General features: G+C 66.2%; 24 protein-coding genes. 20 read left to right on the top strand and 4 right to left on the bottom strand.

The features are described 5' to 3' along the window. Window positions 1-20 precede the first annotated feature (20 nt). Window positions 21-1169, top strand: coding sequence for a succinyl-diaminopimelate desuccinylase (gene dapE, locus DM194_RS01225; protein WP_111065567.1), 1149 nt, complete (start codon window positions 21-23; stop codon window positions 1167-1169). Window positions 1170-1191: 22 nt separating this feature from the next. Next, the gene (locus tag DM194_RS01220; RefSeq protein WP_111065566.1) at window positions 1192-1761 is read left to right on the top strand and encodes a hypothetical protein; all 570 of its coding nucleotides are present in this window, start codon (window positions 1192-1194) and stop codon (window positions 1759-1761) included. Window positions 1762-1798: 37 nt separating this feature from the next. On the opposite strand, the gene cobT is transcribed toward DM194_RS01220, so the two are convergent. Together cobT and DM194_RS01210 are read right to left on the bottom strand one after the other, a co-directional pair. After that, complete coding sequence (gene cobT, locus DM194_RS01215) at window positions 1799-2824, bottom strand: nicotinate-nucleotide--dimethylbenzimidazole phosphoribosyltransferase (protein ID WP_111065565.1); 1026 nt, start codon at window positions 2822-2824, stop codon at window positions 1799-1801. A 114-nt stretch (window positions 2825-2938) separates the two neighbouring features. Next, window positions 2939-3985, bottom strand: a complete 1047-nt coding sequence (locus DM194_RS01210; protein ID WP_111065564.1) for a lysozyme family protein — start codon at window positions 3983-3985, stop codon at window positions 2939-2941. 206 nt (window positions 3986-4191) lie between these two features. On the opposite strand from DM194_RS01210, the gene DM194_RS01205 reads away from it, so the two are divergent. From DM194_RS01205 to DM194_RS01145, 13 genes are all read left to right on the top strand, one after another. Next, window positions 4192-5988 carry an acyl-CoA dehydrogenase gene (locus tag DM194_RS01205; protein ID WP_111065563.1) on the top strand — a complete coding sequence of 599 codons (1797 nt, stop codon included), beginning with the start codon at window positions 4192-4194 and terminating at the stop codon, window positions 5986-5988. Window positions 5989-6942: 954 nt separating this feature from the next. Then, window positions 6943-7245 carry an urease subunit gamma gene (locus tag DM194_RS01200; RefSeq protein ID WP_111065562.1) on the top strand — a complete coding sequence of 101 codons (303 nt, stop codon included), beginning with the start codon at window positions 6943-6945 and terminating at the stop codon, window positions 7243-7245. A gap of 21 nt (window positions 7246-7266) precedes the next feature. After that, complete coding sequence (gene ureB, locus DM194_RS01195) at window positions 7267-7677, top strand: urease subunit beta (RefSeq protein WP_111065561.1); 411 nt, start codon at window positions 7267-7269, stop codon at window positions 7675-7677. A gap of 33 nt (window positions 7678-7710) precedes the next feature. Then, the gene (locus tag DM194_RS01190) at window positions 7711-9429 is read left to right on the top strand and encodes an urease subunit alpha (protein ID WP_111065560.1); all 1719 of its coding nucleotides are present in this window, start codon (window positions 7711-7713) and stop codon (window positions 9427-9429) included. A gap of 53 nt (window positions 9430-9482) precedes the next feature. Further along, window positions 9483-9869 carry a fluoride efflux transporter FluC gene (locus DM194_RS01185; RefSeq protein WP_111065559.1) on the top strand — a complete coding sequence of 129 codons (387 nt, stop codon included), beginning with the start codon at window positions 9483-9485 and terminating at the stop codon, window positions 9867-9869. A gap of 9 nt (window positions 9870-9878) precedes the next feature. Beyond that, window positions 9879-10262: a CrcB family protein gene (locus DM194_RS01180; protein ID WP_111065558.1), complete on the top strand. Its 384-nt coding sequence runs from the start codon at window positions 9879-9881 to the stop codon at window positions 10260-10262. Window positions 10263-10285: 23 nt separating this feature from the next. Beyond that, entirely contained in the window at window positions 10286-10987 is a 702-nt protein-coding gene (locus DM194_RS01175; protein ID WP_111065557.1) for an urease accessory protein UreE, read from the top strand. Window positions 10988-11001: 14 nt separating this feature from the next. Then, window positions 11002-11709, top strand: coding sequence for an urease accessory protein UreF (locus DM194_RS01170; protein WP_211110597.1), 708 nt, complete (start codon window positions 11002-11004; stop codon window positions 11707-11709). A 27-nt stretch (window positions 11710-11736) separates the two neighbouring features. Further along, complete coding sequence (gene ureG, locus DM194_RS01165; protein WP_111065555.1) at window positions 11737-12384, top strand: urease accessory protein UreG; 648 nt, start codon at window positions 11737-11739, stop codon at window positions 12382-12384. Continuing rightward, window positions 12377-13324 (top strand): urease accessory protein UreD, encoded by a 948-nt coding sequence (locus DM194_RS01160; protein WP_176581359.1) that lies wholly within the window; start codon window positions 12377-12379, stop codon window positions 13322-13324. The genes ureG and DM194_RS01160 overlap by 8 nt, the downstream gene beginning before the upstream one ends. Window positions 13325-13340: 16 nt before the next feature. Next, entirely contained in the window at window positions 13341-14378 is a 1038-nt protein-coding gene (yut, locus tag DM194_RS01155; protein WP_111065554.1) for an urea transporter, read from the top strand. 175 nt (window positions 14379-14553) lie between these two features. Beyond that, the gene (locus tag DM194_RS01150) at window positions 14554-15795 is read left to right on the top strand and encodes an ammonium transporter (protein WP_111065553.1); all 1242 of its coding nucleotides are present in this window, start codon (window positions 14554-14556) and stop codon (window positions 15793-15795) included. 24 nt (window positions 15796-15819) lie between these two features. Continuing rightward, complete coding sequence (locus DM194_RS01145) at window positions 15820-17055, top strand: ArsB/NhaD family transporter (protein WP_111065552.1); 1236 nt, start codon at window positions 15820-15822, stop codon at window positions 17053-17055. A gap of 64 nt (window positions 17056-17119) precedes the next feature. Here the strand turns inward: DM194_RS01145 and nikR are convergent, their stop codons facing one another. Continuing rightward, window positions 17120-17623, bottom strand: coding sequence for a nickel-responsive transcriptional regulator NikR (nikR, locus tag DM194_RS01140; RefSeq protein ID WP_111065551.1), 504 nt, complete (start codon window positions 17621-17623; stop codon window positions 17120-17122). Window positions 17624-17960: 337 nt separating this feature from the next. Here nikR and DM194_RS01135 point away from each other — a divergent pair, with 337 nt between their 5' ends. The 5 genes from DM194_RS01135 to DM194_RS01115 are packed head-to-tail and all read left to right on the top strand — an operon-like array spanning window position 17961 to window position 21545. Next, the gene (locus DM194_RS01135) at window positions 17961-18740 is read left to right on the top strand and encodes a DUF4198 domain-containing protein (RefSeq protein ID WP_111065550.1); all 780 of its coding nucleotides are present in this window, start codon (window positions 17961-17963) and stop codon (window positions 18738-18740) included. 30 nt (window positions 18741-18770) lie between these two features. After that, window positions 18771-19412, top strand: coding sequence for a cobalt transporter CbiM (gene cbiM, locus DM194_RS01130; RefSeq protein WP_111065549.1), 642 nt, complete (start codon window positions 18771-18773; stop codon window positions 19410-19412). Continuing rightward, window positions 19409-20041 (top strand): carboxypeptidase regulatory-like domain-containing protein, encoded by a 633-nt coding sequence (locus DM194_RS01125; protein ID WP_176581358.1) that lies wholly within the window; start codon window positions 19409-19411, stop codon window positions 20039-20041. The genes cbiM and DM194_RS01125 overlap by 4 nt, the downstream gene beginning before the upstream one ends. Then, window positions 20038-20859 (top strand): cobalt ECF transporter T component CbiQ, encoded by an 822-nt coding sequence (cbiQ, locus tag DM194_RS01120; protein ID WP_111065548.1) that lies wholly within the window; start codon window positions 20038-20040, stop codon window positions 20857-20859. Before DM194_RS01125 ends, cbiQ begins: the two co-directional genes overlap by 4 nt. Further along, on the top strand, window positions 20856-21545 hold the full coding sequence (locus tag DM194_RS01115; RefSeq protein ID WP_111065547.1) for an energy-coupling factor ABC transporter ATP-binding protein: 690 nt from the start codon (window positions 20856-20858) through the stop codon (window positions 21543-21545). Before cbiQ ends, DM194_RS01115 begins: the two co-directional genes overlap by 4 nt. 55 nt (window positions 21546-21600) lie before the next feature. Here the strand turns inward: DM194_RS01115 and DM194_RS01110 are convergent, their stop codons facing one another. After that, a complete protein-coding gene (locus tag DM194_RS01110; protein ID WP_111065546.1) occupies window positions 21601-22668 on the bottom strand; it encodes an FUSC family protein in 1068 nt (355 codons plus the stop codon). Window positions 22669-23089: the final 421 nt, after the last annotated feature.

Raw genomic sequence — 23089 nt, 5'->3', positions numbered from 1 at the left:
GCCGGTTGGAAAAGAGCAGCATGACCATCGACCCCGTCGCCCTCGCCCAGGATCTGATCCGCTGCCCCAGCGTCACGCCCCATGACGGCGGCGCGCTGGGCGTTCTGGAGGCGGCGCTGGCGCCGATGGGTTTCACCTGCCACCGCCTGCGCTTCCAGCAGGAGGGGACGGAGCCGGTGGAGAACCTCTACGCCCGGCTCGGCACCGAGGGGCCCAATTTCTGCTTTGCCGGCCACACCGACGTGGTCCCGCCGGGGGACAGGGGCTGGACGGTCGATCCCTTCGCCGGCGAGGTGATGGGCGGACGCCTGTTCGGCCGCGGCGCGGTCGACATGAAGGGCGCCATCGCCGCCTTCGTCGCCGCCGTGTCGCGCCGGCTGCAGGACGGCCCGCCCGCCGGTTCGATCAGCCTGCTGATCACCGGCGACGAGGAAGGGGTGGCGATCAACGGCACCCGCAAGGTGCTGGACTGGATGGCCGGGCGCGGCGAGCGCATCGACGCCTGCGTGGTGGGGGAGCCGACCAATCCCAAGGCGCTGGGCGACATGATCAAGATCGGCCGGCGCGGCAGCCTGACCGGCTTCCTGACCGTGTTCGGCGCGCAGGGCCACGTCGCCTACCCGCATCTGGCCGACAACCCGCTGCCGCGGCTGGTCCGCATGCTGGCCGCCATCACCGAACACCCGATGGACGGGGGCACGGCGCATTTCCAGCCCTCCACCCTGGCGCTGACCACCATCGACGTCGACAACACGGCGACCAACGTCATCCCGGCCCAGGGCAAGGCGACCTTCAACATCCGCTTCAACGACGCCCACACCCCGGCCGGCATCGAGGCGTGGCTGCGCCGCACCTTCGACGCCGTCGGCGGCGCCTATGAGCTGGAGGTCTACTGCTCAGGCGACAGCTTCGTCACCCCGCCCGGCCCGCTGACCGAGCTGGTGGCCGAGGCGGTGGAGGGCGTGACCGGGCGCCGGCCGGAATACTCGACCACCGGCGGCACGTCGGACGCCCGCTTCATCAAGAATGTCTGCCCGGTGGTGGAGTTCGGGCTGGTCGGCCAGACCATGCACAAGGTCGACGAATATTGTCCGGTGGAGGATCTCCGCCGGCTGACGGACATCTACGAGGCCATCCTGAAGGGCGTGTTCGCGCGCCTTGCCGGGTGAGGCCGCCAACCGGGAAACCGCGATGCCGCTGACCACCCCCGCCATCCTGTCCGCGCTGACCGGCGCCTGGCGGCTGGCCCGCTTCGACCGGACGGGGATGGAGTTCTTCGACCGCACGCCCGAGGGGGCGCTGAACTCCTTCTACGCGGCGCTGGTGGTGCTGCCCGCCTATGCGCTGCTGCTGGCGATCCGCCTGTGGGACCAGCTGGACGCCACCCCGGTGCTGCAGCTGGTGACGGTGGAGGGCATCGCCTATGTCGTCAGCTGGACCGCCTTCCCGCTCGCCCTGTTCCGCATATCGTCCCTGATGGGCAAGGAGCAGCTCTATCCCGGCGCGCTGACCGCCTACAACTGGTCGGCGGTGGTGCAGATGGCGATCTACCTGCCGGCCATCGTCCTGTCGGCCAGCGGCCTGCTGCCATCCGGGATGGCCGAAGCGCTGGTCTTCGGCGTCATCATGGCGATGCTGACCTACCAGTGGTTCGTCCTGCGCACCGCCCTGTCGCTGTCCGGGCTGGCCGCCGCGGGGCTGGTGATGCTGGACCTGTTCCTGTCGGCGGCAATCAGCGATCTGGCTGACGGGATGCTGTGAGGGCGAAAGCCGCCCCCACGGCATCCCTCTCTCCCGATCACCCCTGCGTGCTGACGCCCGCGTCGGCGAAGGTCGCCATGCCGGCGTGGCAGACGACGGCCGACTTCACGATGTTGATCGCCAGCGCCGCGCCGGAGCCCTCGCCCAGCCGCATGCCCAGATCGAGCAGCGGCTCCTTGCCGATGGCCTGCATCAGGCGGGCGTGCCCCGGCTCGACCGAACGGTGGGCGACCATGCAGTGGTCGAGCGCGCGGCGGTCGGCCTTGAACAGCACGGCGGCGGCGGCGGTGCAGGCGAAGCCGTCGAGCAGAACCGGCACGCGGGCGACGCGGGCGGCAAGAATGGCGCCGGCGATGGCGGCGAACTCGTAGCCGCCCAGGCAGCGCAGCGCCTCGAACGGATCGTCCTTGGCCTGCGGGTTGGCGGCGACGCCGGCCTCCACCGCGGCGATCTTGCGGGCCAGCCCGGCGTCGTCGATGCCGGTGCCGCGGCCGGTCCAGTCGGCCGCCTCGCCGCCGAACATGGCGAGGCACATCGCCGCCGCCGCGGTCGAGTTGGCGATGCCCATCTCGCCCAGCGCCAGCAGCTGGACGCCCATCTCCACCGCCATCATGCCGTAGGCCATGGTCCGGCAGCATTCCTCCTCGCCCATGGCCGGGCCCTGGGTGAAGTCGGCGGTCGGGTTCTCCAGGTCCAGCTCGTAGACGCGCAGGTCGGCGTCGGCCACCTCGCAGAGCTGGTTGACCGCGGCGCCGCCGTTCTGGAAGTTGGCGACCATCTGCGCCGTCACCTCGGCCGGATAGGCCGAGACGCCGCGGGCGGCCACGCCGTGGTTGCCGGCGAAGACGGCGACGCGCGGGCGGCGAACCTCGGCCGGGTGCTGGCCCTGCCAGGTCGCCATCCACTGCGCGATCTCCTCCAGCCGGCCGAGCGAACCCGCCGGCTTGGTCAGCTGCCGTTCGCGCTGGAGGGCCGCGGTGCCGGCCTCCAGGTCGGGGCCGGGCAGGTTGCGCACGAGCGCGCGGATTTCCTCGAAGGTGACGGCGGGCTGCTGGTTGCTCATGATCGGTCCTGAGGGGTGAGCGCCAAAAAACGGCGCGACCTTGCACCCATCCGGCCCTCAAGTCAAAGCGCCAGCGTAGGGCAATTCGCCCCGCCGGCCACCCGGCAGCCCGGCTCAAGCCGCCTTGGCGGCCGCATCCTTGCCGGCGGCGCCCGCGGTTGCGGTGGCGACCGGCGTCGCCGATTCAGACCCGACGATCCGGCCGAGCCCCAGGCCGAAGCCCATGGCGACGCCGTTGCCCGCCGTCTGGTCGGTCCGCACCGGCTCATCGCGCATGCGGCGGTTCTCCTTGTCGCGCAGGCGGGCCGGGCGGCCGCCGACGCTGTCGACCTCGTCCGGCGTCTCCAGCGCGTTCAGCGCCAGCACCTGATAGATCGACAGCGGCGTGCCGTTCAGCGACTTGGCCGGGGCCATCGGCACCTGGGTGGTGAAGCCGTCCGGCATGTCCTGCCTGCGCACCGCGTCGGTCGCCGCCTGGGCCGGGGCGAAGCTGGCCAGCGGGTTCTCCGAGAACTTGTTGGCGAAGCGGTCGTAGATCTCCTTCAGCGACTTCGGCTTTCCGGTGGCCTTGTCGTAGAAGACGTTCTTGTTGGCCGCCGCCGCGTCGGGGAAGACGTCGCGCGCGGTGCGGCCGGGATTCTCCTGCATCGCGTTCAGGAACTTCGACGCCCCGCCGGCTCCCAGGAAATGCGCCATGTACAGCTCGGTCGAGCCGATCCTGCCGCCGACCGTCTCCTCCAGATGCTCCTTGTTGCCGCGGGTGAATTCCGCCGCCATCAGGGCCGAGGCGGTCGGATCCTTGCGCAGCTCCAGGATCTCCTTCTTCATCGCCGGATCGGCGACATAGGGTCGGCCGTCGCCGCGGGTCTGGATGGCGTTGGCGTATCTGGCATAGCCGTGGTCGGCGCCATGCTGCTTCATCGTCTGCAGCCATGTGCTGTCGATGAACTGGTAGAGTCCGGTCGCCGAGGAGGAGGAGGACTTTATGTCCGTGCGGTACCCGCTCTCCACGGCAGCTTTTTCCATGAGGTAGGAAAAATCGACCCCCGTCCTGGCGCTGGCATTGCGCACGGCGGCCTCCACATTTGCCGGGCCGCGGGATGCGCGGGCCTGCTGGGCGGCGGTGTCGCTGGGATTGCCGAGGGCGGAAGCGTAGGTCATGGGTCGATCCCCGAGTGATGGCCCCGGTGGGGGGCGCCTACCCTCATGCAGCCACCGTGCCAACCGGCTGAAGGCTTGATGCGGCACCACGGCGGGCCTAGCCTGCTCCCCCATGGCATCCCGCCCTCTCGTCAGGCGACATTCGATGCTGTATGTTAACCTATAGGTAAATCAAACAATCCTTCCCGAGGGAGAATCGCCCCGCCATGACCTACACCGCACCGGTCGACGATCTGCGCTTCGTCCTGAACGAGGTGGTGGGCCTCGACGCCATCGCCGCCCTGCCCCATTGCGACAGCGCCGCCCCCGATCTGGTCGATGCCATTCTGGAGGAAGCCGGCAAATTCGCCTCCGGCGTGCTCGCCCCGCTGAACCGGGTGGGCGACAAGGAGGGGGCGAAGCTGGAGAACGGCGTCGTCCGCACCGCCACCGGCTGGAAGGAGGCCTATGGCCAGTTCATCGAAGCCGGCTGGAACAGCCTGCCCTTCGAGCCGGAATACGGCGGGCAGGGCCTGCCCTGGACCGTCGCCTTCGCGGTGAACGAGATGTGGCAGGCCGCCAACCTGTCCTTCGGCCTGTGCCCGCTGCTGACCCAGGGCGCGGTGGATCTGCTGACCGAGCATGCGAGCGACGAGCAGAAGGCGGTCTACCTGTCGCGGATGATCTCCGGCGAATGGACCGGGACGATGAACCTGACCGAACCGCAGGCGGGCAGCGACCTCGCCGCGGTGCGGACCAAGGCGGTGCGGGCGGAGGACGGCAGCTACCGCATCACCGGCCAGAAGATCTTCATCACCTATGGCGAGCATGACCTGACGGAGAACATCGTCCATCTGGTGCTGGCCCGCCTGCCCGACGCCCCGGCCGGCATCAAGGGCATCAGCCTGTTCATCGTGCCGAAGTTCCTGCCCAAGCCCGACGGCACGCCGGGCGAGCGCAACGACCTGCGCTGCGCCAGCCTGGAGCACAAGCTGGGCATCATGGCCAGCCCGACCGCGGTGATGGCCTTTGGCGACGACGGCGGGGCCATCGGCTACCTCGTCGGCGAGGAGAACCGCGGCATCGAATACATGTTCACCATGATGAACAACGCCCGGCTCGGCGTCGGCATCCAGGGCGTGGCGATCGCCGAGCGCGCCTACCAGCAGGCCCGCGACTACGCCAGGACCCGCGTGCAGAGCAAGGATCTGGCCGATCCCAAGGGTTCCGGCGTCGCCATCATCAAGCACCCGGACGTGCGCCGCATGCTGCTGGACATGCGCGCCAAGACCGAGGCCGCCCGCGCGCTGGCGCTCTACGCCGGCACGCAGCTGGACATCTCCCGCCACCACGAGGACCCGGCGGTGCGCGCCGCCGCGGCCGCGCGGGTCGACGTGCTGACCCCGATCGTCAAGGCGTGGTCGACCGACATCGGCTGCGAGGTGGCGTCCACCGGCGTGCAGATCCATGGCGGCATGGGCTTTATCGAGGAGACGGGTGCGGCCCAGCATTACCGCGACGCCCGCATCACCCCGATCTACGAGGGCACCAACGGCATCCACGGCAACGACCTGACCTTCCGCAAGACCGGCCGCGACAAGGGCGCGGCGGCCAAGGCCTTCGTCGCCGACATGCGGGCGACGGTGGAGGAGCTGGGCTCCGCCCCCGGCGACGACCTGGCGGTGATCCGCAGAGAGCTGTCGGCCGGGCTGGATGCGCTGGACCAGGCCATCGACTGGATGGTCGCCACCCAGGCGGAGGGCGACCTGCAGGGCGCTGCGGCCGGCGCGGTGGCGTATCTGAAGCTGTGGGGTACGGTGGCCGGCGGCTGGATGCTGGCCCGGTCGGCGATGAAGGCGATGGAGGGCATGCGCCAGCCCGGCGCCAACGCCTCCTTCCTGGAAAGCAAGCTGATCGTCGCGCGCTTCTACGCCGAGCAGGTTCTGGCGACCGCCCCCGCCCTGCTGCCGACCATCGCCAGCGCCCGCAACACGGTGATGGCGCTGAGCGAGGATCAGTTCTGAGCTTTGCGCCTGCGCCCCTCTTTCCTGTGGAGAGAGGGGCCGGGCATCTGAACTGATGGAACGTTTGAAACGGCGTGAAACGGTTTTCCGGCCCCTGTTCACCGGTTCAACGCCGCTCGCGTCATGGCGGAGGAGAGCGGTGAACGGGGCGGAGAACCGGCAAACGGGGGACATGGGAACCCCGTGCAGATATAGGCTATTATTCCTATCTCGGCATGGCGTTCCGGGCAATGCTTCGTAAAAAATGCGGCTTCCCCCCGCCCCCGCCCCCGCCCCCGCCCCGGGAAAGGGAAGGATGGGGGGTTGATTTTGTCCTGGCAGAAAGGACACCGGCAAACCGTGCCGGCTGCCGGCGGTGTGCCCATCCGCCCGAAGGGCGGCGTGAAGGCGCGGAACCAGCGCCGCGCTCCTATGAATTCGATGCCTCGACTACAACGCTTTTCACCAGCATTGGGGAAAGGACCGCCCACCACGTCATCTCCTCACCTTGACCGGCACATTGCTTGGTTCGAGGGGGCGGTCGGGGGCCGGATCATCGGGTATTGCCGCAACGGCACCCGGTGCGGGCGCTCCACAAGAAACCCCGCATGCCGTCCGCGTCAGGCTGCTCCATCCGCGCAAAACGCCCTGTATGCTTCGTAATTTAAGCACCCATCGGCCTTAATTGTTTTTAAAAACCCATATAAACACTTATCGTTTGAACAGTTGATATTGATCTTTTTTGTTTTCTATTATTTAGTGGCATTTCACCAACCGCATATGAATATCGTTTTCTGATAAACCCAAAGACTAATGCCGCATTCATTAAATACAGGTATAAGAATTATCCCATGATTGGAAAAGTTTGTGTGCGACCTGTCCGCTGTTATCAATGCTATTATCTTCACAGTTCGGCAGGCCGGGCGATGGCATGCTAGCCAACCTCTTATTGAATGGCGGACAAGGAGGCTGCTTATGCACTTCACCCCACGGGAAATTGATAAGCTCCTTATCTACATGCTGGCTCAGGTTGCGCAGAAGCGGAAGGATCAGGGGCTGAAGCTCAACCATCCGGAGACGGTGTCGCTCATTGCCGCCGCCGCGCTTGACGGCGCGCGTGCGGGAAAGACCGTCGAGGAAGTCATGGAGCTCGCCAGCAAGGTGATCACCCGCAACGACATCATGGAAGGCGTCGCGGACATGATCCCCTATGTGCAGGTGGAGGCGGTGTTTACGGACGGCAGTCGTCTCGTCACCGTCCATAGTCCAATCAAGTAAAAGTTTCTGAAAGGCAACATCATGAGCAACAACTCCATGAAGGCTCCGGTTGGAGGACTCGTGCTTGCCAAGGACGATATCGAAATCAACGCGGGTTATCCGACCACCTCGCTGAAGGTCCGCAATACCGGGGATCGCCCGATCCAGGTGGGGTCGCACTTCCATTTCTTCGAGGTGAACGCCTCGCTCGAATTCGACCGGGAAAGGGCTTTCGGCAAGCGGCTCAACATTCCCGCCACCACCGCCGTACGCTTCGAACCGGGCGACGAGAAGGAGGTCGTGCTCGTTCCCTATCAGGGCAAGCAGCGGGTGGTCGGTTTCAACGGCCTCGTCGATGGCTGGGCCGGCGACGAGAGCTACGACGATTACCGCCCACGCCTCACGGACGCTCTCGAACGCGCCAAACGCTATGGATTCAAGAACAAGCCGTGACGCGCTGCAGAAATCAATGAATGGAGTTCTGGGATGGCCAAGATCTCGAGGCAGCAATATGCGGACCTCTACGGGCCGACGACCGGCGACAAGATCCGGCTGAGCGACACCGATCTCTACATCGAGATCGAGAAGGATCTTCGCGTCTATGGCGAAGAGGCGGTCTATGGCGGCGGCAAGACGTTGCGCGACGGCATGGGGTATGACAACGCGCTCACCAGCGAGGCCGGCTGTCCCGATCTGGTCATCACCAACGTCACCATCGTCGATGCCATCCAGGGCGTCGTCAAGGCGGATGTCGGCATCAAGAACGGGCTGATCTGCGGCATCGGCAAGGCCGGCAATCCGTCGACCATGCCGGGCGTCACGCCGGGCCTCGCGCTCGGGGCGGGCACGGATGCGATCTCGGGCGAGCACCTCATCCTGACGGCCGGCGGCATCGACGCTCACGTCCACTTCATCTCGCCGCAGCAGGCCACGGCGGCGCTGTCAAACGGCATCACCACGCTGTTCGGCGGGGGGGTCGGTCCGACCGACGGCACCAACGGCACCACCATCACGCCGGGCACCTGGAACATCGAAATGATGCTCCGGTCCTTCGATGCCTGGCCGGTGAACGCGGGCGTTCTGGGCAAGGGCAACGTATCCACCGCGCTGCCGGTGGAGGAACAGATCCGCGCCGGCGCGATGGGGCTGAAGATCCACGAGGATTGGGGCAGCACGCCGGCGGCGATCCGATCGACCCTGTCGGTCGCCGACAGATACGACGTGCAGGTCTGCATCCACACCGACACGCTGAACGAATCCGGTTTCGTCGAGAACACGATCGCCGCCTTCGAAGGGCGCACGATCCACACCTACCATACGGAAGGTGCGGGCGGCGGCCATGCCCCGGACATCATCCGCGTGGCGGGACTGTCGAACGTCCTGCCGAGCTCGACCAATCCGACGCTGCCCTTCGGCATCAACTCGCAGGCCGAGTTGTTCGACATGACGATGATCTGCCACAATCTCAGCCCGAAGATCCCGACCGACGTCGCCTTCGCCGAAAGCCGCGTGCGCGTCGAGACGATCGCCGCCGAGAATGTGCTGCACGATCTGGGCGCGATCTCGATCATCTCCAGCGACAGCCAGGCGATGGGCCGCGTCGGCGAATGCTGGGCGCGCGCCATCCAGACCGCCGACCTGATGAAGCAGCGCCGCGGCGCCTATAGCGGCGACAGTTCCGACAACGACAACCAGCGTGTCCTGCGCTTCGTCGCCAAGGTCACCATCAATCCCGCCATCGCGCAGGGCGTTTCCCAGGTCATCGGCTCGGTCGAAGTCGGCAAGATGGCCGATCTCGTGCTCTGGTCGCCGGACTTCTTCGGCGCCAAGCCGAAGATGGTCATCAAGGGCGGCATGATCTCCTGGGCGCTGATGGGCGATCCCAACGCCTCGCTGCCGACGCCGCAGCCGGTGGTCTACCGGCCGATGTTCGGCGGTATGGGCTCGGCCCTTCCCAAAACCCGTGTGACCTTCACCTCGCGGGCCGGCTACGAGGACGGGATCGTGGACCGCTACCAGCTGCAGTCGCAGGTCATTCCGGTCTGCGGCACGCGCACGATCACGAAGGGCTCGATGGTGCGCAACACCGCCCTGCCGACGATCGAGGTCAACCCGGAAACCTTCGCCGTGACCGTCGACGGCACGCACGCGACGATCGAGCCGGCACAGCGCATCGCCCTGGCCCAACTCCATTTCTTCAGCTGACGGCCCCGCCAAGGCACCGCTTTCCCTCACCGCCAGCCCAGGGTGCGCCGCCGATGGATGCAGTCGACATACTGTGGGTTGGCCTGGGCGGCGGGATCGGCTCCCTGCTGCGCTGGCAGATCGGCCGGATCATCGACGGGTGGGCCGCCGGCTCCTCCTTCAAGGTCGGCACCTTCGTCATCAACGTCACGGGTGCCTTCCTGATCGCCTACATCTCCGCGTTGCTCGCGCTGGGCTGGGAGCATCGCTACGGCGACGTCATCTCGTCCCTCGTGCTGACGGGTGTCCTGGGTGGCTACACCACCTTCAGCACGATGCAACTGGATGCGGTGAAGATGGCGGGGGCCGGGCGGCATGGGCTTGCGGTCGTCTATCTCGTCGTCACGGTCGTTGCGGGCCTTCTGGCCGTCGTCACCGGCGTGGCGCTGGCGAGAGCATAGGAGGCATCGATGTGGTTGCCGACGGTCCTCGTCTTCGTGGGTGGCGGTTGCGGTGCGATCGTCCGCGAACTCTTCATGCTCATGCTGGGCCGCTACAGCGCGGCCTTTCCCGTGGACATCTTCGCGGCGAACGTCCTCGCCTGCTTCCTGCTCGGTCTCGTCACCGGCCTGCATCAGGAAAACCGCGCATCGGCCAACGCGATGTTCCTGATCTCGACGGGATTCTGCGGAGGAACCTCCACCTTCTCGTCCTTCATCTTCGGCGCTTATTCGGAGGCGATGAAGCCTGAGAATCTGCTGCTTTCGATCCTCTACGTCATCGCCAGCCTTGTCATCGGTTACGCCGCCGCATGGCTCGGCCTTCGCGCCACGCTGCGGTCGCGCCGCGCCTGATGTCCAGCCCCTTGGAGGCAAACATGATTCTTGTCGAGAAGACGCTCGGCAATCTCCGCGATCCGGTTTGGCAGGAGCGGGCCCGGCTCGCCCAGGTCGATCCGCTGGTGCTCGAACAATGGGAAGCGCCCAAGAACCGTCTGCGCAAGGCGAGCGAGGGGGGCGTGGAACTCGCCATCGCCCTGCCGCGCTCGGAGCATCTGCACAATGGCGACGTGCTGTATTACGACGAGACCGCCAAGCTCATCGTCGCCGCCCGGATCGGGCTGAGGGACGTGCTCGTTATCGAGCTGGAGGGCCTGGAGACGCTGACGCCGACCGAGATCCTGCGCGCCTGCTTCGAGCTCGGCCACGGCATCGGCAACCAGCATTGGCCGGCGGTGATCAAGGGCTCCACCGTCTATATCCCGCTTTCCGTGGATCGCAAGGTGATGGACTCCGTCATGCGGACCCACGCCTTCGCCCATGTGAAGACCCATTTCGCGCCGGGCGAGGAGATCGCGGCCAAGCTGGACGCCCGCGACGTCCGCATGCTGTTCGCCGGGGCCGACGCAACGCCGCATCACCACCACGGCGGCCCAACCGTCGAGGACGAGCATGGTCATGACCACCCGCATGAGCATGAGCATGAGCATGAGCACGGCCAGGAGCAGGGGCACGAGCACCAGCATCACGACCATGGGCATACCCATTCCCACCGCCATGTCCATGCCCCGGTGAAATGATGGCGGACGGCGGCATGGGAAAGCTCGGCAGCCCCTCGGGTATGGTGCATCTCGCGCGTCTGCTGCAATTCTCGGATTCCGCCCTGCCGATCGGATCCTTCGCCTTTTCCAACGGGCTGGAATCCGCTTTGCAGACCGGCGTCGTGTCCGGCCCGGAAACCCTGCTGGACTATGTCGATCTCATCCTGCGCCAGACGGCGCGCATGGACGGCATCGCGCTGCTGCACGCCCATCGCGCGGCGCTTGCCGGCGATTACGCTGCGATCCTCGAGGCCGACCGGGAGCTGTACTGCCGGCGCGTGGGCGAGGAGCAGCAGCAGATGCTGACGCGCGTCGGCAGGAAGTTCTCCGAGCTGGCGCTGACCATCATGCCGTCGCCCGAACTGGCGCGCTGGCTCGACGACATCAAGGCGGAGGCGACGCCGGGATGCCTCCCGATCAGCCAGGCCGTCGTACTGGCCCGAATGGGCGTCGACGAGGTCGAAGCCTTCGTCATGCACCAGTACGGCATCGCCACGATGATCCTGAGCGCGGCGCTGCGGCTGATGCGGATCGACCATCTCGACACGCAGCGCATCCTGTTCACGGCGCAGGGGCAGGTCGAACGCGACTACCTCGCCGTCCGCGACCTTTCGCTCGACGAAATGGCGTCCTTCGCTCCCGTCTTCGACGTCCTCGTCGCCCATCACACGACCACGCATGTCCGCCTCTTCATGAACTGAACGCGGCATGGCCAAAGGATGCGAACCATGAAGAAGATCACGCGCATCGGCATCGGCGGCCCGGTCGGCTCCGGCAAGACCGCCATCATCGAAGCCATCACCCCGCGCCTCATCGAGCTCGGGATCAAGCCGCTGATCATCACCAACGACGTGGTGACGACCGAGGATGCCAAGCATGTCCGCCGCACGCTGCAGGGCATCCTGGTCGAGGAGAAGATCGTCGGCGTGGAGACGGGAACCTGCCCGCACACCGCGGTCCGGGAAGACCCGACGATGAACATCGCCGCCGTCGAGGAGCTTGAGGCGAAGTATCCCGACAGCGACGTGATCATGATCGAATCCGGCGGCGACAACCTGACGCTGACCTTCAGCCCGGCACTGGCGGATTTCTACATCTACGTCATCGACGTCGCGGCGGGCGACAAGATCCCCCGCAAGAACGGCGCGGGCGTCTGCCAGTCCGACATCCTGGTGATCAACAAGAAGGATCTCGCCCCCTATGTCGGGGCAAGCCTGGAGGTGATGGAGCGCGACTCCAAGCTAATGCGGGGCAAGAAGCCGTTCATCTTCACCAATTGCAAGACCGGCGAGGGCATCGACGAGCTGATCCGTCTCATCCTCGACATGGCGCTGTTCGACTTGCGGATCACGGTTCCCGAGAAGGCCAATGCCTGACGCCATCGAACTCAGCGATGAACTCCACCGGCTGAACGCGGCGCGGGAACTGAGCGGCTTCAAATCCGAACCGGCGCAGATGCGCGCCGCCGCACCGGGAAAGATCGGGGAGCTTCGCCTCGGTTTCTCCCTGCGCGACGGGCGGTCGATCCTGCACGACCTCTACCGCGTGGCGCCGCTACTGGTTCAGCAGGCGCTCTACTGGGACGAGGCGATGCCGGAGCTGCCGATCTGTTCGATCATCTCGGTCGGCGGCGGCATCCTCCAGGGCGATCGGTACAAGATCGACATCACGGTCGGCGAGGGGGCCTGCGCCCATGTCACCTCGCAAGGCGCCAACCGCGTCCACCGGATGGACGCGAACTATGCGTCGCAGCACCAGACCGTGACGCTCGAAAGCGGGGCCTATCTGGAGTATCTGCCCGAAGTCACCATCCTCTACCGCGACGCCCGCTTCATCAGCCGGACCGACATCGTCGTCGCGGAAGACGCGACGCTGCTCTATGGCGAGATGACGCTGGCGGGGCGAAAACATCACCATGCGGACGAGCGGTTCGGCTTCGATCTGCTGTCGACCGCCGTCGCGGTGAGGCGGCCCAGCGGCCGCAAGCTGTTTACCGAGAAGATCCTGGTCGGGAAAGGCGATCCGACGGTCGACTATCCGGCCGTCATGCGAGGCTACGACGTCTTCGCCAACGTCCTGTGCCTGACGCCGCCGCCGGTCGCCGCCCGCATCAAGGAACGCTTCGAAACCAATTTTTCAGGTGAGGCGCCAAGGGCGATCTCGGGAGTCTGCCGCCTGCCGAACGACGCCGGCCTCATGCTGCGCGCGGTGGGCGTGGAAACCTATGACGTGCGCCGGGAGGTGCGCCGGTTCTGGCGCATCGTTCGCGAGGAGGCGCGCGGCCGCACCTTGCCGGAAGAATTCCTGTGGCGCTGACCGGTGGGAGATCCGAATGGCCGAAGAAAATTCGAACTTCGCGTTCCAGGCGTTGCGTGGCGCCAGCCAGGTCTTCTTCATGGAGAACGCCCTGACGGGTGTGCTGTTCTTCGTGGCGATGGCCTACGCCTCCTATGATTCCGGCAATTGGGCGACGACCATCGGCGCGGCCATCGGCGTGGTGGTGGCGACGCTCACGGCAAGGGTGATGGGCTGTGACCCTAAATCGGTTACGTCCGGGCTCTATGGGTTCAACGGCGCGCTCGTCGGCGCGGCGTTGCCGACATTCATCGCCGCATCGCCGCAGCTGTGGGTTCTTGTCTTCTTCGGCTCCGCCGCCAGCACGGTCATCACCGCAGCGTTCAGCGCGACGCTGACCGACAAGTGGGACATTCCCGGCTCGACCGGGCCGTTCGTTCTCACCGGCTGGCTGCTGGTGGCCTGCGCCTATTCATTCGGCGGATTGAAGGTCACCGGCTCCCCGCCCCAGCTTCCGACCGATTATCTGCAGGGCGCCGCGGCGATTCCCGCACCGATGGAGCTCGTGCAGATCTTTTTCCGCAACATCGGACAGGTCTATCTGCTCGGCAGTTGGATCAGCGGCCTCATCATTCTCATCGGCATCTTCATCGCCTCGGTGCCGGCCGGCATCGCCGCCATGGCCGGGTCGGTGATCGCCCTGATCGTGTCCATCGGGATGGGCGCCAACCCGGCCTCCGTCAGCCAGGGACTCTACGGCTTCAGCCCGGTTCTGACCGCGATGGCGATCGGCGTGATCTTCCTCACACCGTCGGCGAAGGTCGTCGTCTATGCGCTGCTGGCGACGATTCTGACCGTGTTCGTCGATGGCGCGTTCGACGTCCTCATGGCGCCGGACGGCATTCCGTCGTTCACCGCCCCCTATGTGCTGACGATGTACATGTTCACCGCCCCGAGGAAGAACCTGGTGCCGCATCCTCACAAGCCGGTCACCGGCGACGTTCTGTGGATCGGCAACACAAACCCCGGGGAACCAGGACATATCAAGCCGCCGCATCCCGTCGCCAATCCGTGATGGGCCGCCAATCCGCGATGGGCCATTGCCGTCCCGCAACATCCGGATTCCCCGCTCGGGATCGCGCGCCGCACCGGAACGGTCGGCCAAGCATCCCCCGAGCGGCACCCGCCTCCGTTCGTCACGCTCCGGTCACCCACCCCCGGGTCACTCGGCACCAATCGAGGGAACTGCCATGCAAGGTGTAAACGCGGGAAACACGACCTTCATACTCTTGTGCACCGCACTCGTGTGCCTGATGACCCCGGCGCTCGCGCTGTTCTACGGTGGCCTGGTCAAGCAGCGCGACGTCCTGTCGATCATGATCCAGAACTTCGTCTGCATGGGCGTGGTGGGGCTGATCTGGGTGTTCGGCGGCTTCAGCCTTGCCTTCGGTCCCGACATCGGCGGGACCATCGGCAACTTCGGGACTTATTTCGGCATGTATCAGGTGGGCATAACCCCCAACCCGAACTATGGGCCGGACATCCCCTTCATCATGGTTTTCGTCTATCAGATGATGTTCGCCATCATCACGCCGGCGCTGATGACAGGGGCTTTCGTCGGGCGGTTCCGCTTCGGGGCCTATCTGTCCTTCGTCGCCCTCTGGACCATCCTGATCTATCTGCCGGTCGCCCATTGGGTCTGGGGGGGAGGCTTCCTCGACCAGCTCGGGGTCGCCGACTTCGCCGGCGGCATCGCCATCCACACCACCGCGGGCTGTTCCGCGCTGGTGACGGCCGCGTATCTCGGAAAACGCAAGGTCGCCCCCGGCGAGGAGGACACCGGGCCGGCCAGCCTGCCGCTGGTGGCGCTCGGCGCGGGGCTGCTGTGGTTCGGATGGTTCGGGTTCAATGCCGGCGACGCCTATGCGGCCGATGCGCTGTCCGCCTACGCATTCACCAACACGATGCTGGCCGGCTCCATCGCCATGCTCGTCTGGATGTTCTGGGAGTGGAGGGAGAACGGCCATCCAACCTTCTCCGGCGTGCTGGTGGGCGCGGTGGCGGGGCTTGCCACCATCACTCCGGCCTCGGGCTATGTCGAACCGATGTCCGCGCTTCTCATCGGCGCCATCGGCGCCACCGCCTGCTATTTCGCCAAATACGTCCAGAGGTGGCTGAAGGTCGACGATACGCTCGAGGTCTGGCGGGCGCATGGCGTCGGCGGCATGACGGGAGCCCTGCTGATCGGCATTCTCGCCAGCCCGCACATCAACAAGGTGGTGGCGGGCGTCCCGCAGTTCGGCGTCCAGCTGCTCGCCGTCGTGGTCGTCGCCGGCTACTCCGCCCTCATCACCTACGGCATCCTGAGGGTGCTGGACGGGCTGGGCGTGCTCCGGGTGCCGGACGAGATCCAGCAGCGGGGGCTCGACACCGCCATGTATGGCGAACGCGCCTTCAATCTGTGGGACATGGATCGCGGAAACCCGAAGTGATCCCGGTACGGGGGAGGACGCACCATGGATCTGACCATCACGATCTTTCTTCTCGTCTATGTCGCCATGGCGCTGGGCCATCTGCCGGGCTTCCTGCTCGACCGGACCGCCGCGGCGCTGGTCGGCGCGCTGCTGCTGATCGTGCTGGGCCGGATCACCCCGGCGGCGGCGTGGCAGGCGATCGACTACAGAACGATCGGCCTGCTGTTCGGCCTCATGGTGATCGCCTCGTCCTTCGCCGTCGCCGGATTCTATGGCTGGGTGGCTCGGGCCGCCGGCGCCGCGCGGGTCGGGCCACAGGCGCTGCTCGCCATCCTGATCGCGGTGGCGGCCGTGATGTCTGCGCTGCTCACCAAGGATGTGGTGGCGGCCGCGATGACGCCGGTCCTTGCCGGGATCTGCGTCGCGCGGCGGCTCAATCCCGTCCCGTTCCTGCTGGGCTTCTGCTTCGCGGTCAATGTCGGATCGTCGGCGACGCTCATCGGAAGTCCGCAGAACATGATCACCGCCGAGACGCTGGGTTTCTCCTTCACCGGCTTCATGGCCATGGCCGCGCTTCCGGCGCTCGTCGGCCTGCCGATCATCTGGCTGGTGGTGACCGTGCTCTATCGCCGCCGCTGGGCGCTCGCCGCCCCGAAGGCCGCCCCGAAGGCCGACAACGACGCGCCGGTCGCGCTCGATCGCGGTGAGACGGCGAAGGCGGCCATCGTCACCGCCGCCGTGATCGTCGCCTTCGTGGCGACGGACTGGCCTCACATGCTGATCGCGCTTTGCGGCGCCAGCGTCCTGCTCATCAGCCGCCGCGTCGATTCCGAACGGCTGCTCGGCAAGGTCGACGGCAACCTCCTGGTCCTGCTCTTCGGTCTGTTCATCGTCAACGCGGCGTTCGTCGCCACCGACCTGCCGCAGCGCCTGATCACGCATTTGAGCACAGCCGGGTTCGATCTGCAGAACCCCATGTCCTTGCTCCTCGTCATGGCGGTGCTGTCCAACATCGTCGGAAACAATCCCGCAGTGATGCTGGTGACCCCGTTCCTGAAGGGCGCCACCCACCCCGACGCGCTCGGCGCCGCCTTAGTGCTGGGAACGAACTTCTCGTCGAACGCCGTGCTCTTCGGCAGCCTCGCCGGCATCATCGTCACCGAGGAGGGGAGCCGGCGCGGGATCACAATCGACTTCGCCGAATTCGCCAAGGCGGGCGTGCCGACATCGATCCTGTGCCTGCTGCTCGCCGCCGGCTGGATATTCCATCTGACCTGAGGCCGTCTTCGCGGCGGACCGGCCCGGAACCGGTGCCCGCCGCAAGGCGGAGCGCAAGCCCATTTCAGGAACTCGGTTTGGTGTGGACATGCGGACGGTCGGTCACAGGGTGATCGTGATGACCATGACGGAGGCCGCCGGCTCCATGGATGCCGGCCATGACCGTCACCTCCACCGGAATGAGCTTGACCTGGCTGTGCCTGACGCCGGTTTCGGCGGCAATGGCATCGGCGACGTCACGCACCACCCTGGTCGGCCCTTCGAGCAGTGACACCTCCAGGCAATTTTCGTGGTCGAGGTGAACGTGGACGGTCGCGCGGAACAGGTCGTGGTGCGCGTGCTGGATGTTGGCAAGGCGCCGGGACAATTCCCGTTCATGGTGATTGTAGACGTAGCTCATGCTGGCGACGCAGTGCGGCGCCTCGTCGGTGGACAGGCGATCCTCCTGCAGGAGATCGCGCAGGATGTCGCGAACCGCCTCGGAACGGTTCGTGTAGCCCTTTCGACGGATGAAGCCGTCGAATTGATTGAGCAGGTCATCATCGAGGGAAACCGTGATCCGTTCCATGTGCGCCGCCCGCCGGGTAGGGTCAGATCGTCCCATCCTACTCCGGCCGCCAAGCCCGGACACGCCCGATGTCATTCGCACCATCCCGAATTTCCGTGGAATCGGCAGTATCCGGCAAAATGGTCAGGGCAGCGCTTCGGGTACGATCAATGCCGTCTATCAAAACAAGCCTTATCCCTGAAGCACATATGATCGAAAATACGCGGCTTCTTTTGCTATAATTAATTTCTTATGACAGCCTCTAGCCTTTTTTGTTGCGGGCAACCTTTGCAAATAACTTGAACTTCCGTGCGGTGTGACAAATTATTATTTTCTCATACTGAGCACGGGGGCGGACATGCTCGATCGTTCGAGGGGATGGATTGCCGCAAGCCTTCTGGCAACGTTCACTTTCGCCGCGGGCGGCGCCGATGCCCATTTCCAGGAAATCCTGCCCTCCACCGATATCGTGCCGGAGGAAGGGGACCGGACCGTCGCTCTCGATCTGGTCTTCACCCATCCCATGGAGGGAGGGCCAACCATGGACATGGGCAAGCCGGCGCAATTCGGTGTCCTCGCCAACGGTGAGAAGGCCGATCTGCTGGCCAGCCTGACCCCCCGGACGATCGACGGGAAAACCGCCTATTCCTCCGCCTACACGGTCAAGGAACCCGGCGACTATGTGTTCTTCCTCGAACCGGCTTCGTACTGGGAACCGGCGGAACGCAAACAGATCCTGCATTACGCCAAGGTCGTCGTCGGATTCGGCGGCGGCGAGGACTGGGACGCGATGGTCGGCTTTCCCATCGAGATCCAGCCGCTCACCCGCCCTTACGGAATCTGGACCGGCAACCTGTTCCGCGGCGTCGTCATGAAGGACGGCAAGCCGCTTCCCGATGCCGAAGTCGAGATCGAGTGGAAGAACGACGGTTCCGTCCACCCGCCGGCCGATCCCTTCATCACGCAGGTCGTCAAGACCGATGGCGCGGGCACCTTCGCCTACGCCATGCCGCGGGCCGGCTGGTGGGCGTTCAACGCTGTGAGCGAGGCCGACACGACGAAAGCCGCTCCCGACGGCAAGCCGGCCCCGCTCGAAATCGGCGGGACGATCTGGGTCAAGGCCGTCGACATGAAATAGACCGGGCCGAGAGGCAGGAAGGTTGGCGTCATGGCCCACATCCCGGACGGCGTGCTGTCGCTTCCCGTTCTGGCCGTCGGCGCGACGGTGACGGTGGCGGGCTGCGCCTATGGCCTGAAGCGGATGGAGCCCGAACGCATCCCCCAGGTGGCGGTGCTCTCCTCGGTGTTCTTCGTCGCTTCGCTGGTTCATTTCCCGGTCGGGCCGACGAGCGTCCACCTGATCCTCAACGGCCTGACCGGGATCGCGCTGGGCTGGGCCGCCTTTCCCGCCATCCTGGTGGCGCTGCTGCTCCAGGCCGTTCTCTTCGGTTTCGGCGGATTGGTCGTGCTGGGGGTCAACGCCATGAACATGGCGGTGCCGGCGGTCCTGTGCGGCCTGCTGTTCGATGCGGTGCGGCGGCGTGCCGGGCCGGACAGCCGCTGGACGGTGGCCGCCGCGGGCCTGGCCGGCGGGCTCGGCGTCCTGCTGACGGCGGTCGGGGTGGCTCTGGTCCTGGCGCTGAGCGGGCAGGAGTTCGTTCCGGCCGCCAAGCTGGTCCTCTTCGCCTATGCGCCGGTGATGGTGATCGAAACATTCTTCACCGCGGCGGCGATCAGTCTGGTCCTGCGCGTGAAACCCGAACTTCTTGACCGCAAGCCGCTTCGTCTTGCCGAGGAGACCGCCGAATGAAGCCGTCCTGGTTGCCGGCCCTGCTGGCCTTGCCAATGATCGCGCTCAGCCAGCCGGCGCTGGCCCACAAGATGAAGGTGTTCGCTGCGGCCGAAGGGCCGGTGGTCTCGGGTTATGTCTATTTCAGCCCCGGCGGCCGGGCGCAGGACGCCGCCGTCGCCGCCACCGCCCCGGACGGAAAGGTGGTTTTCCAAGGACGGACCGACCCGGAAGGCGGCTTCCGCTTCGAGGCGGGACAGCGTGCCGATCTTCGGATCACCGCCAATGGCGGGGATGGGCATGAAGCGGGATTCACCCTGAAGGCCGCCGAGTTGCCGGAAACCCTGCCGTCCATGCCGTCCGCCGGACCGGCGGCGACGGCTCCGGCAACGGTTCCGGCCGCCGTCGGACCGTCGGCCGCGCAGCCGCCGGCCGAACTGGCGGCGCTGGTCGAGCAAAGCGTGGCGCGGCAGGTCAGGCCGCTGCGCGAACAACTGGATGCCTTCGAGGAGTCCGTGAGGTGGCATGACGTGCTGGGCGGCATCGGTTACATCGTCGGGCTCGGTGGTCTGGCCTATGGCCTCTCCATGCGTCCGAGAAAGCGGCTGAAGACGGGCGCGCCCGTCACAGGGAGCGAGGGCGCAAGATGAGTTCGATCCCCACGCGGCTTCACCTTTCCTCTGCGCCCCATGGCGGCGGCCATGCCGGCACGTCCGGTTCGGGCGAGGGACCGCAAGGCGGCGGGCCGATCGGAACCCTCGATCCGCGATCGCGCCTGCTCGCGCTTGCCGGCTTCGCGCTGCTGGTGGTGGTCGGCCTCGACGGAACGGCCGCCGTAGCCCTGGCGTCCGGCTTCGCGGTGATGCTGGCCGCCGCGGCCCGGCTGCCCGTCGTTGCGACATTGCGCAAGGTGGCCGCGCTCGACGGGTTCATGCTGATGGCGCTGGTCTCCCTTCCCTTCACCGTGCCCGGCCCGGCCTGGGTCACCGTCGCCGGCCTGCCGGTGAGCCTGGAGGGCATGGAACGCGCATTGGTCATCCTGCTGAAGGGCAATGCGGTGGCCTTGGCCATTCTGGCCCTGGCCGGCACCATGGATACGGTGACGCTCGGCCGCGCGCTGTCGCGGCTGGGCGCGCCGGACAAGTTCGTCCACCTCTACTTCTTCACCATCCGCTACCTCGACGTCCTGGGCGAGGAGTACCGGCGCCTGCGCACCGCCATGAAGGCGCGCGCCTTTCGCCTGACCGCCGGGCGCCATGGCTGGCGGAGCCTGGGCTGGCTGTTCGGCATGCTGATGGTGCGCTCGGTCGAGCGCGCCGAACGCATCACCGAAGCCATGCGCTGCCGCGGCTTCGACGGCCGGTTGCGGTCGTTGCGCGACGATGGCCCCTTCCGCCGGCAGGACGGGGTCTTCGCCCTCGTCTCGACCGCCGGGCTGGTCCTGCTGATCGCGGTGGCGGGGCTGTGAGCGCGCCGCTCTTCCGGCTGGAGGGAATCGGCTTCGCGTATGACGCGGAGCGGCCGGTGCTGCGCGACGCCGGATTCGAGTTGTTCGCCGGTGAACGGGTGGCCCTGGTCGGCCCGAACGGTTCCGGCAAGACGACGCTGTTCCTTATCATGGTCGGCCTCCGCCGCCCCTCGGCGGGCATCGTCGAGGCTTTCGGACGGTCGCGGCGAACCGAAAAGGACTTTCACGAGGTGCGCGCCCGCGCCGGGCTGCTGTTCCAGGACGCCGACGACCAGCTTTTCTGTCCGACGGTGCTGGAGGACGTGTCCTTCGGGCCGCTCAACCTTGGCAAGACCTCCGCCGAAGCGCGCGAGATCGCGCAGGAAACGCTGGCCCTTCTCGGTCTCGCCGGCTTCGGCGACCGCGTGACGCACAAGCTGTCCGGCGGCCAGAAGCGGCTGGTCGCCCTGGCGACGGTCCTGGCCATGCGGCCCGATGTCCTGCTGCTCGATGAGCCGACCAATGCGCTCGATCACGCGACGGAGGAGCGGTTGACCGACATCCTCCAGGCGCTGCCTCAGGCCATGGTGATCATCTCGCACGACGACGGCTTCCTGAAGCGCTTGGCGACCCGCCGGGTGCGCATGGAGAATGGCGCCCTGGTCGACGACGGCAAAACGCTTACTCCGGCCATGGCGCGACGATGAAAGCGGCTGTGATGACGGCGGCTGTTCGGGCGCATGGGAATCGGGACGCCCCAGCTCACCGCGCCTTGGAGAAGCCCCTGACCCGGTCGGAAAGGTCGTTGATGTCGCGGTGCAACTGCTCAAGGGCAAAGCCGGTGCCCGCCAGCCACCAGAGATTTTCGGTCGTAAGGTTCTGGGTCTGTGTCGATCGTTTCATTGCGTCTATGGCAGCGTGATAGGCGCCGATGGCCTGGATCATGGCCTCGGACTGCTCCTCGGGCGGCTGTCTGTTCTCCAGGGAGTCGGCGAGCGCCCTCAGATGCGCGGCGGCGGTCCTCGCGACCGATCTCCACTCCTTCGCCGCCAGATCTTCGAAGGCTTCCTGTCCCGGCTTTCCAACGTCCTGCCTGATCGATGCAACGTCATGCCGCAGCCGCATCAGCGTCCACAGCAGCGGTTCCGGATCGGGCAGATCGGTGAGGCGGCTGCGACGCTCGCGCGCCGCCTCACCCACACTGGTTTCCAAGCCGTGCAGGCCTTGGAGCGTTTGCGTGACCAGCGCGCTCAGCCGTTCTTGCGGTATGTCGTCGGAATCCGCCAGTGTTTCCAACTGTTCGGCAAGAAGCCGCGTCACCTTGCTCGCCGTTTCCAGAACCGAGCGCGCCGCACGGACCGGCACCACCAGCATCGAGACCAGCAGGCCGACGGTGCAGCCGAGCCCGACCTCCAGCACCCGCCGCTCCGCGAAGCCAAGTGGACCCAGGGACGCGCCGATGTTGCCGAGCAGCACGATGATGGCGGTCATCGGCGCGATGCGGAAGCCGGCGTTGATGGCGGCCAGATAGGAGAGTGGGGCGACGGCCAGGATCAGTGCGCCCGCCCTCGTCCATTCGTCGGAATGCGGAATGAAATGGACGATGGCACTGCCGTACAAAGCGCCGAGCAGCGAGCCGATGAAGCGTTCCAGCGCCGCCTTGAGCGTCCCGCCGACGTTGCTCTGCATCACCATCAATGCCGTTATGGTGGCCCAGAATGCCTCCGGCAGCCCCAGCGCCTCCGCGCAGGCGTAGGCCGCCAAGCACGCCACCGTCATCCGCAAGGCATGCTCCAGCTTGGAGCGATTTCGGGAAAGCCACTGCGACATCGTCTTCCGTCCCCTTCCCTAGCCGACGAGGGTGTCGCCGCGGCGTAGAGCCGGTTAAAATAAAACTAGGGAAATTGCGAGCTAATGGGGAATTTGACTAATCGATTTTCACGGCTGGGAAGAAAACGGGGCGCGGACAAATGCGCGCGGCGTGTTTATCCCTTTGGCGGCCATATCGGCAACAGTCTGGAAACACCCTCTCCCGGCGGGTTTCTGAGCAACTTGATTGGCGAACCGGACAGGGGTGCATGAAACGTATCATGCGGTTCGATTATTTCCATTCTCCATTCGGCGCCCCTTCGGCGCAGCGGCCATCACGCCCCCCGGAGCGCGCCCCCCTATTGCATCACCGTTGCGACCGATAGCCTCGCCATCGCCCGCGCCGCCTTCGCCAAGCTCGAAAGCGGCGCGGCCCCGGTTC

The sequence above is a fragment of the Azospirillum ramasamyi genome (assembly GCF_003233655.1).
Lineage (GTDB): Bacteria > Pseudomonadota > Alphaproteobacteria > Azospirillales > Azospirillaceae > Azospirillum > Azospirillum ramasamyi.
This window is presented reverse-complemented; position numbering and strand designations above follow the sequence as displayed.

Coding starts and splice junctions, on each gene's coding strand:
- dapE (WP_111065567.1), top strand. CDS start 21: ATGACCATCGACCCCGTCGCCCTCGCCCAGGATCTGATCCGCTGCCCC.
- DM194_RS01220 (WP_111065566.1), top strand. CDS start 1,192: ATGCCGCTGACCACCCCCGCCATCCTGTCCGCGCTGACCGGCGCCTGG.
- cobT (WP_111065565.1), bottom strand. CDS start 2,824: ATGAGCAACCAGCAGCCCGCCGTCACCTTCGAGGAAATCCGCGCGCTC.
- DM194_RS01210 (WP_111065564.1), bottom strand. CDS start 3,985: ATGACCTACGCTTCCGCCCTCGGCAATCCCAGCGACACCGCCGCCCAG.
- DM194_RS01205 (WP_111065563.1), top strand. CDS start 4,192: ATGACCTACACCGCACCGGTCGACGATCTGCGCTTCGTCCTGAACGAG.
- DM194_RS01200 (WP_111065562.1), top strand. CDS start 6,943: ATGCACTTCACCCCACGGGAAATTGATAAGCTCCTTATCTACATGCTG.
- ureB (WP_111065561.1), top strand. CDS start 7,267: ATGAGCAACAACTCCATGAAGGCTCCGGTTGGAGGACTCGTGCTTGCC.
- DM194_RS01190 (WP_111065560.1), top strand. CDS start 7,711: ATGGCCAAGATCTCGAGGCAGCAATATGCGGACCTCTACGGGCCGACG.
- DM194_RS01185 (WP_111065559.1), top strand. CDS start 9,483: ATGGATGCAGTCGACATACTGTGGGTTGGCCTGGGCGGCGGGATCGGC.
- DM194_RS01180 (WP_111065558.1), top strand. CDS start 9,879: ATGTGGTTGCCGACGGTCCTCGTCTTCGTGGGTGGCGGTTGCGGTGCG.
- DM194_RS01175 (WP_111065557.1), top strand. CDS start 10,286: ATGATTCTTGTCGAGAAGACGCTCGGCAATCTCCGCGATCCGGTTTGG.
- DM194_RS01170 (WP_211110597.1), top strand. CDS start 11,002: ATGGGAAAGCTCGGCAGCCCCTCGGGTATGGTGCATCTCGCGCGTCTG.
- ureG (WP_111065555.1), top strand. CDS start 11,737: ATGAAGAAGATCACGCGCATCGGCATCGGCGGCCCGGTCGGCTCCGGC.
- DM194_RS01160 (WP_176581359.1), top strand. CDS start 12,377: ATGCCTGACGCCATCGAACTCAGCGATGAACTCCACCGGCTGAACGCG.
- yut (WP_111065554.1), top strand. CDS start 13,341: ATGGCCGAAGAAAATTCGAACTTCGCGTTCCAGGCGTTGCGTGGCGCC.
- DM194_RS01150 (WP_111065553.1), top strand. CDS start 14,554: ATGCAAGGTGTAAACGCGGGAAACACGACCTTCATACTCTTGTGCACC.
- DM194_RS01145 (WP_111065552.1), top strand. CDS start 15,820: ATGGATCTGACCATCACGATCTTTCTTCTCGTCTATGTCGCCATGGCG.
- nikR (WP_111065551.1), bottom strand. CDS start 17,623: ATGGAACGGATCACGGTTTCCCTCGATGATGACCTGCTCAATCAATTC.
- DM194_RS01135 (WP_111065550.1), top strand. CDS start 17,961: ATGCTCGATCGTTCGAGGGGATGGATTGCCGCAAGCCTTCTGGCAACG.
- cbiM (WP_111065549.1), top strand. CDS start 18,771: ATGGCCCACATCCCGGACGGCGTGCTGTCGCTTCCCGTTCTGGCCGTC.
- DM194_RS01125 (WP_176581358.1), top strand. CDS start 19,409: ATGAAGCCGTCCTGGTTGCCGGCCCTGCTGGCCTTGCCAATGATCGCG.
- cbiQ (WP_111065548.1), top strand. CDS start 20,038: ATGAGTTCGATCCCCACGCGGCTTCACCTTTCCTCTGCGCCCCATGGC.
- DM194_RS01110 (WP_111065546.1), bottom strand. CDS start 22,668: ATGTCGCAGTGGCTTTCCCGAAATCGCTCCAAGCTGGAGCATGCCTTG.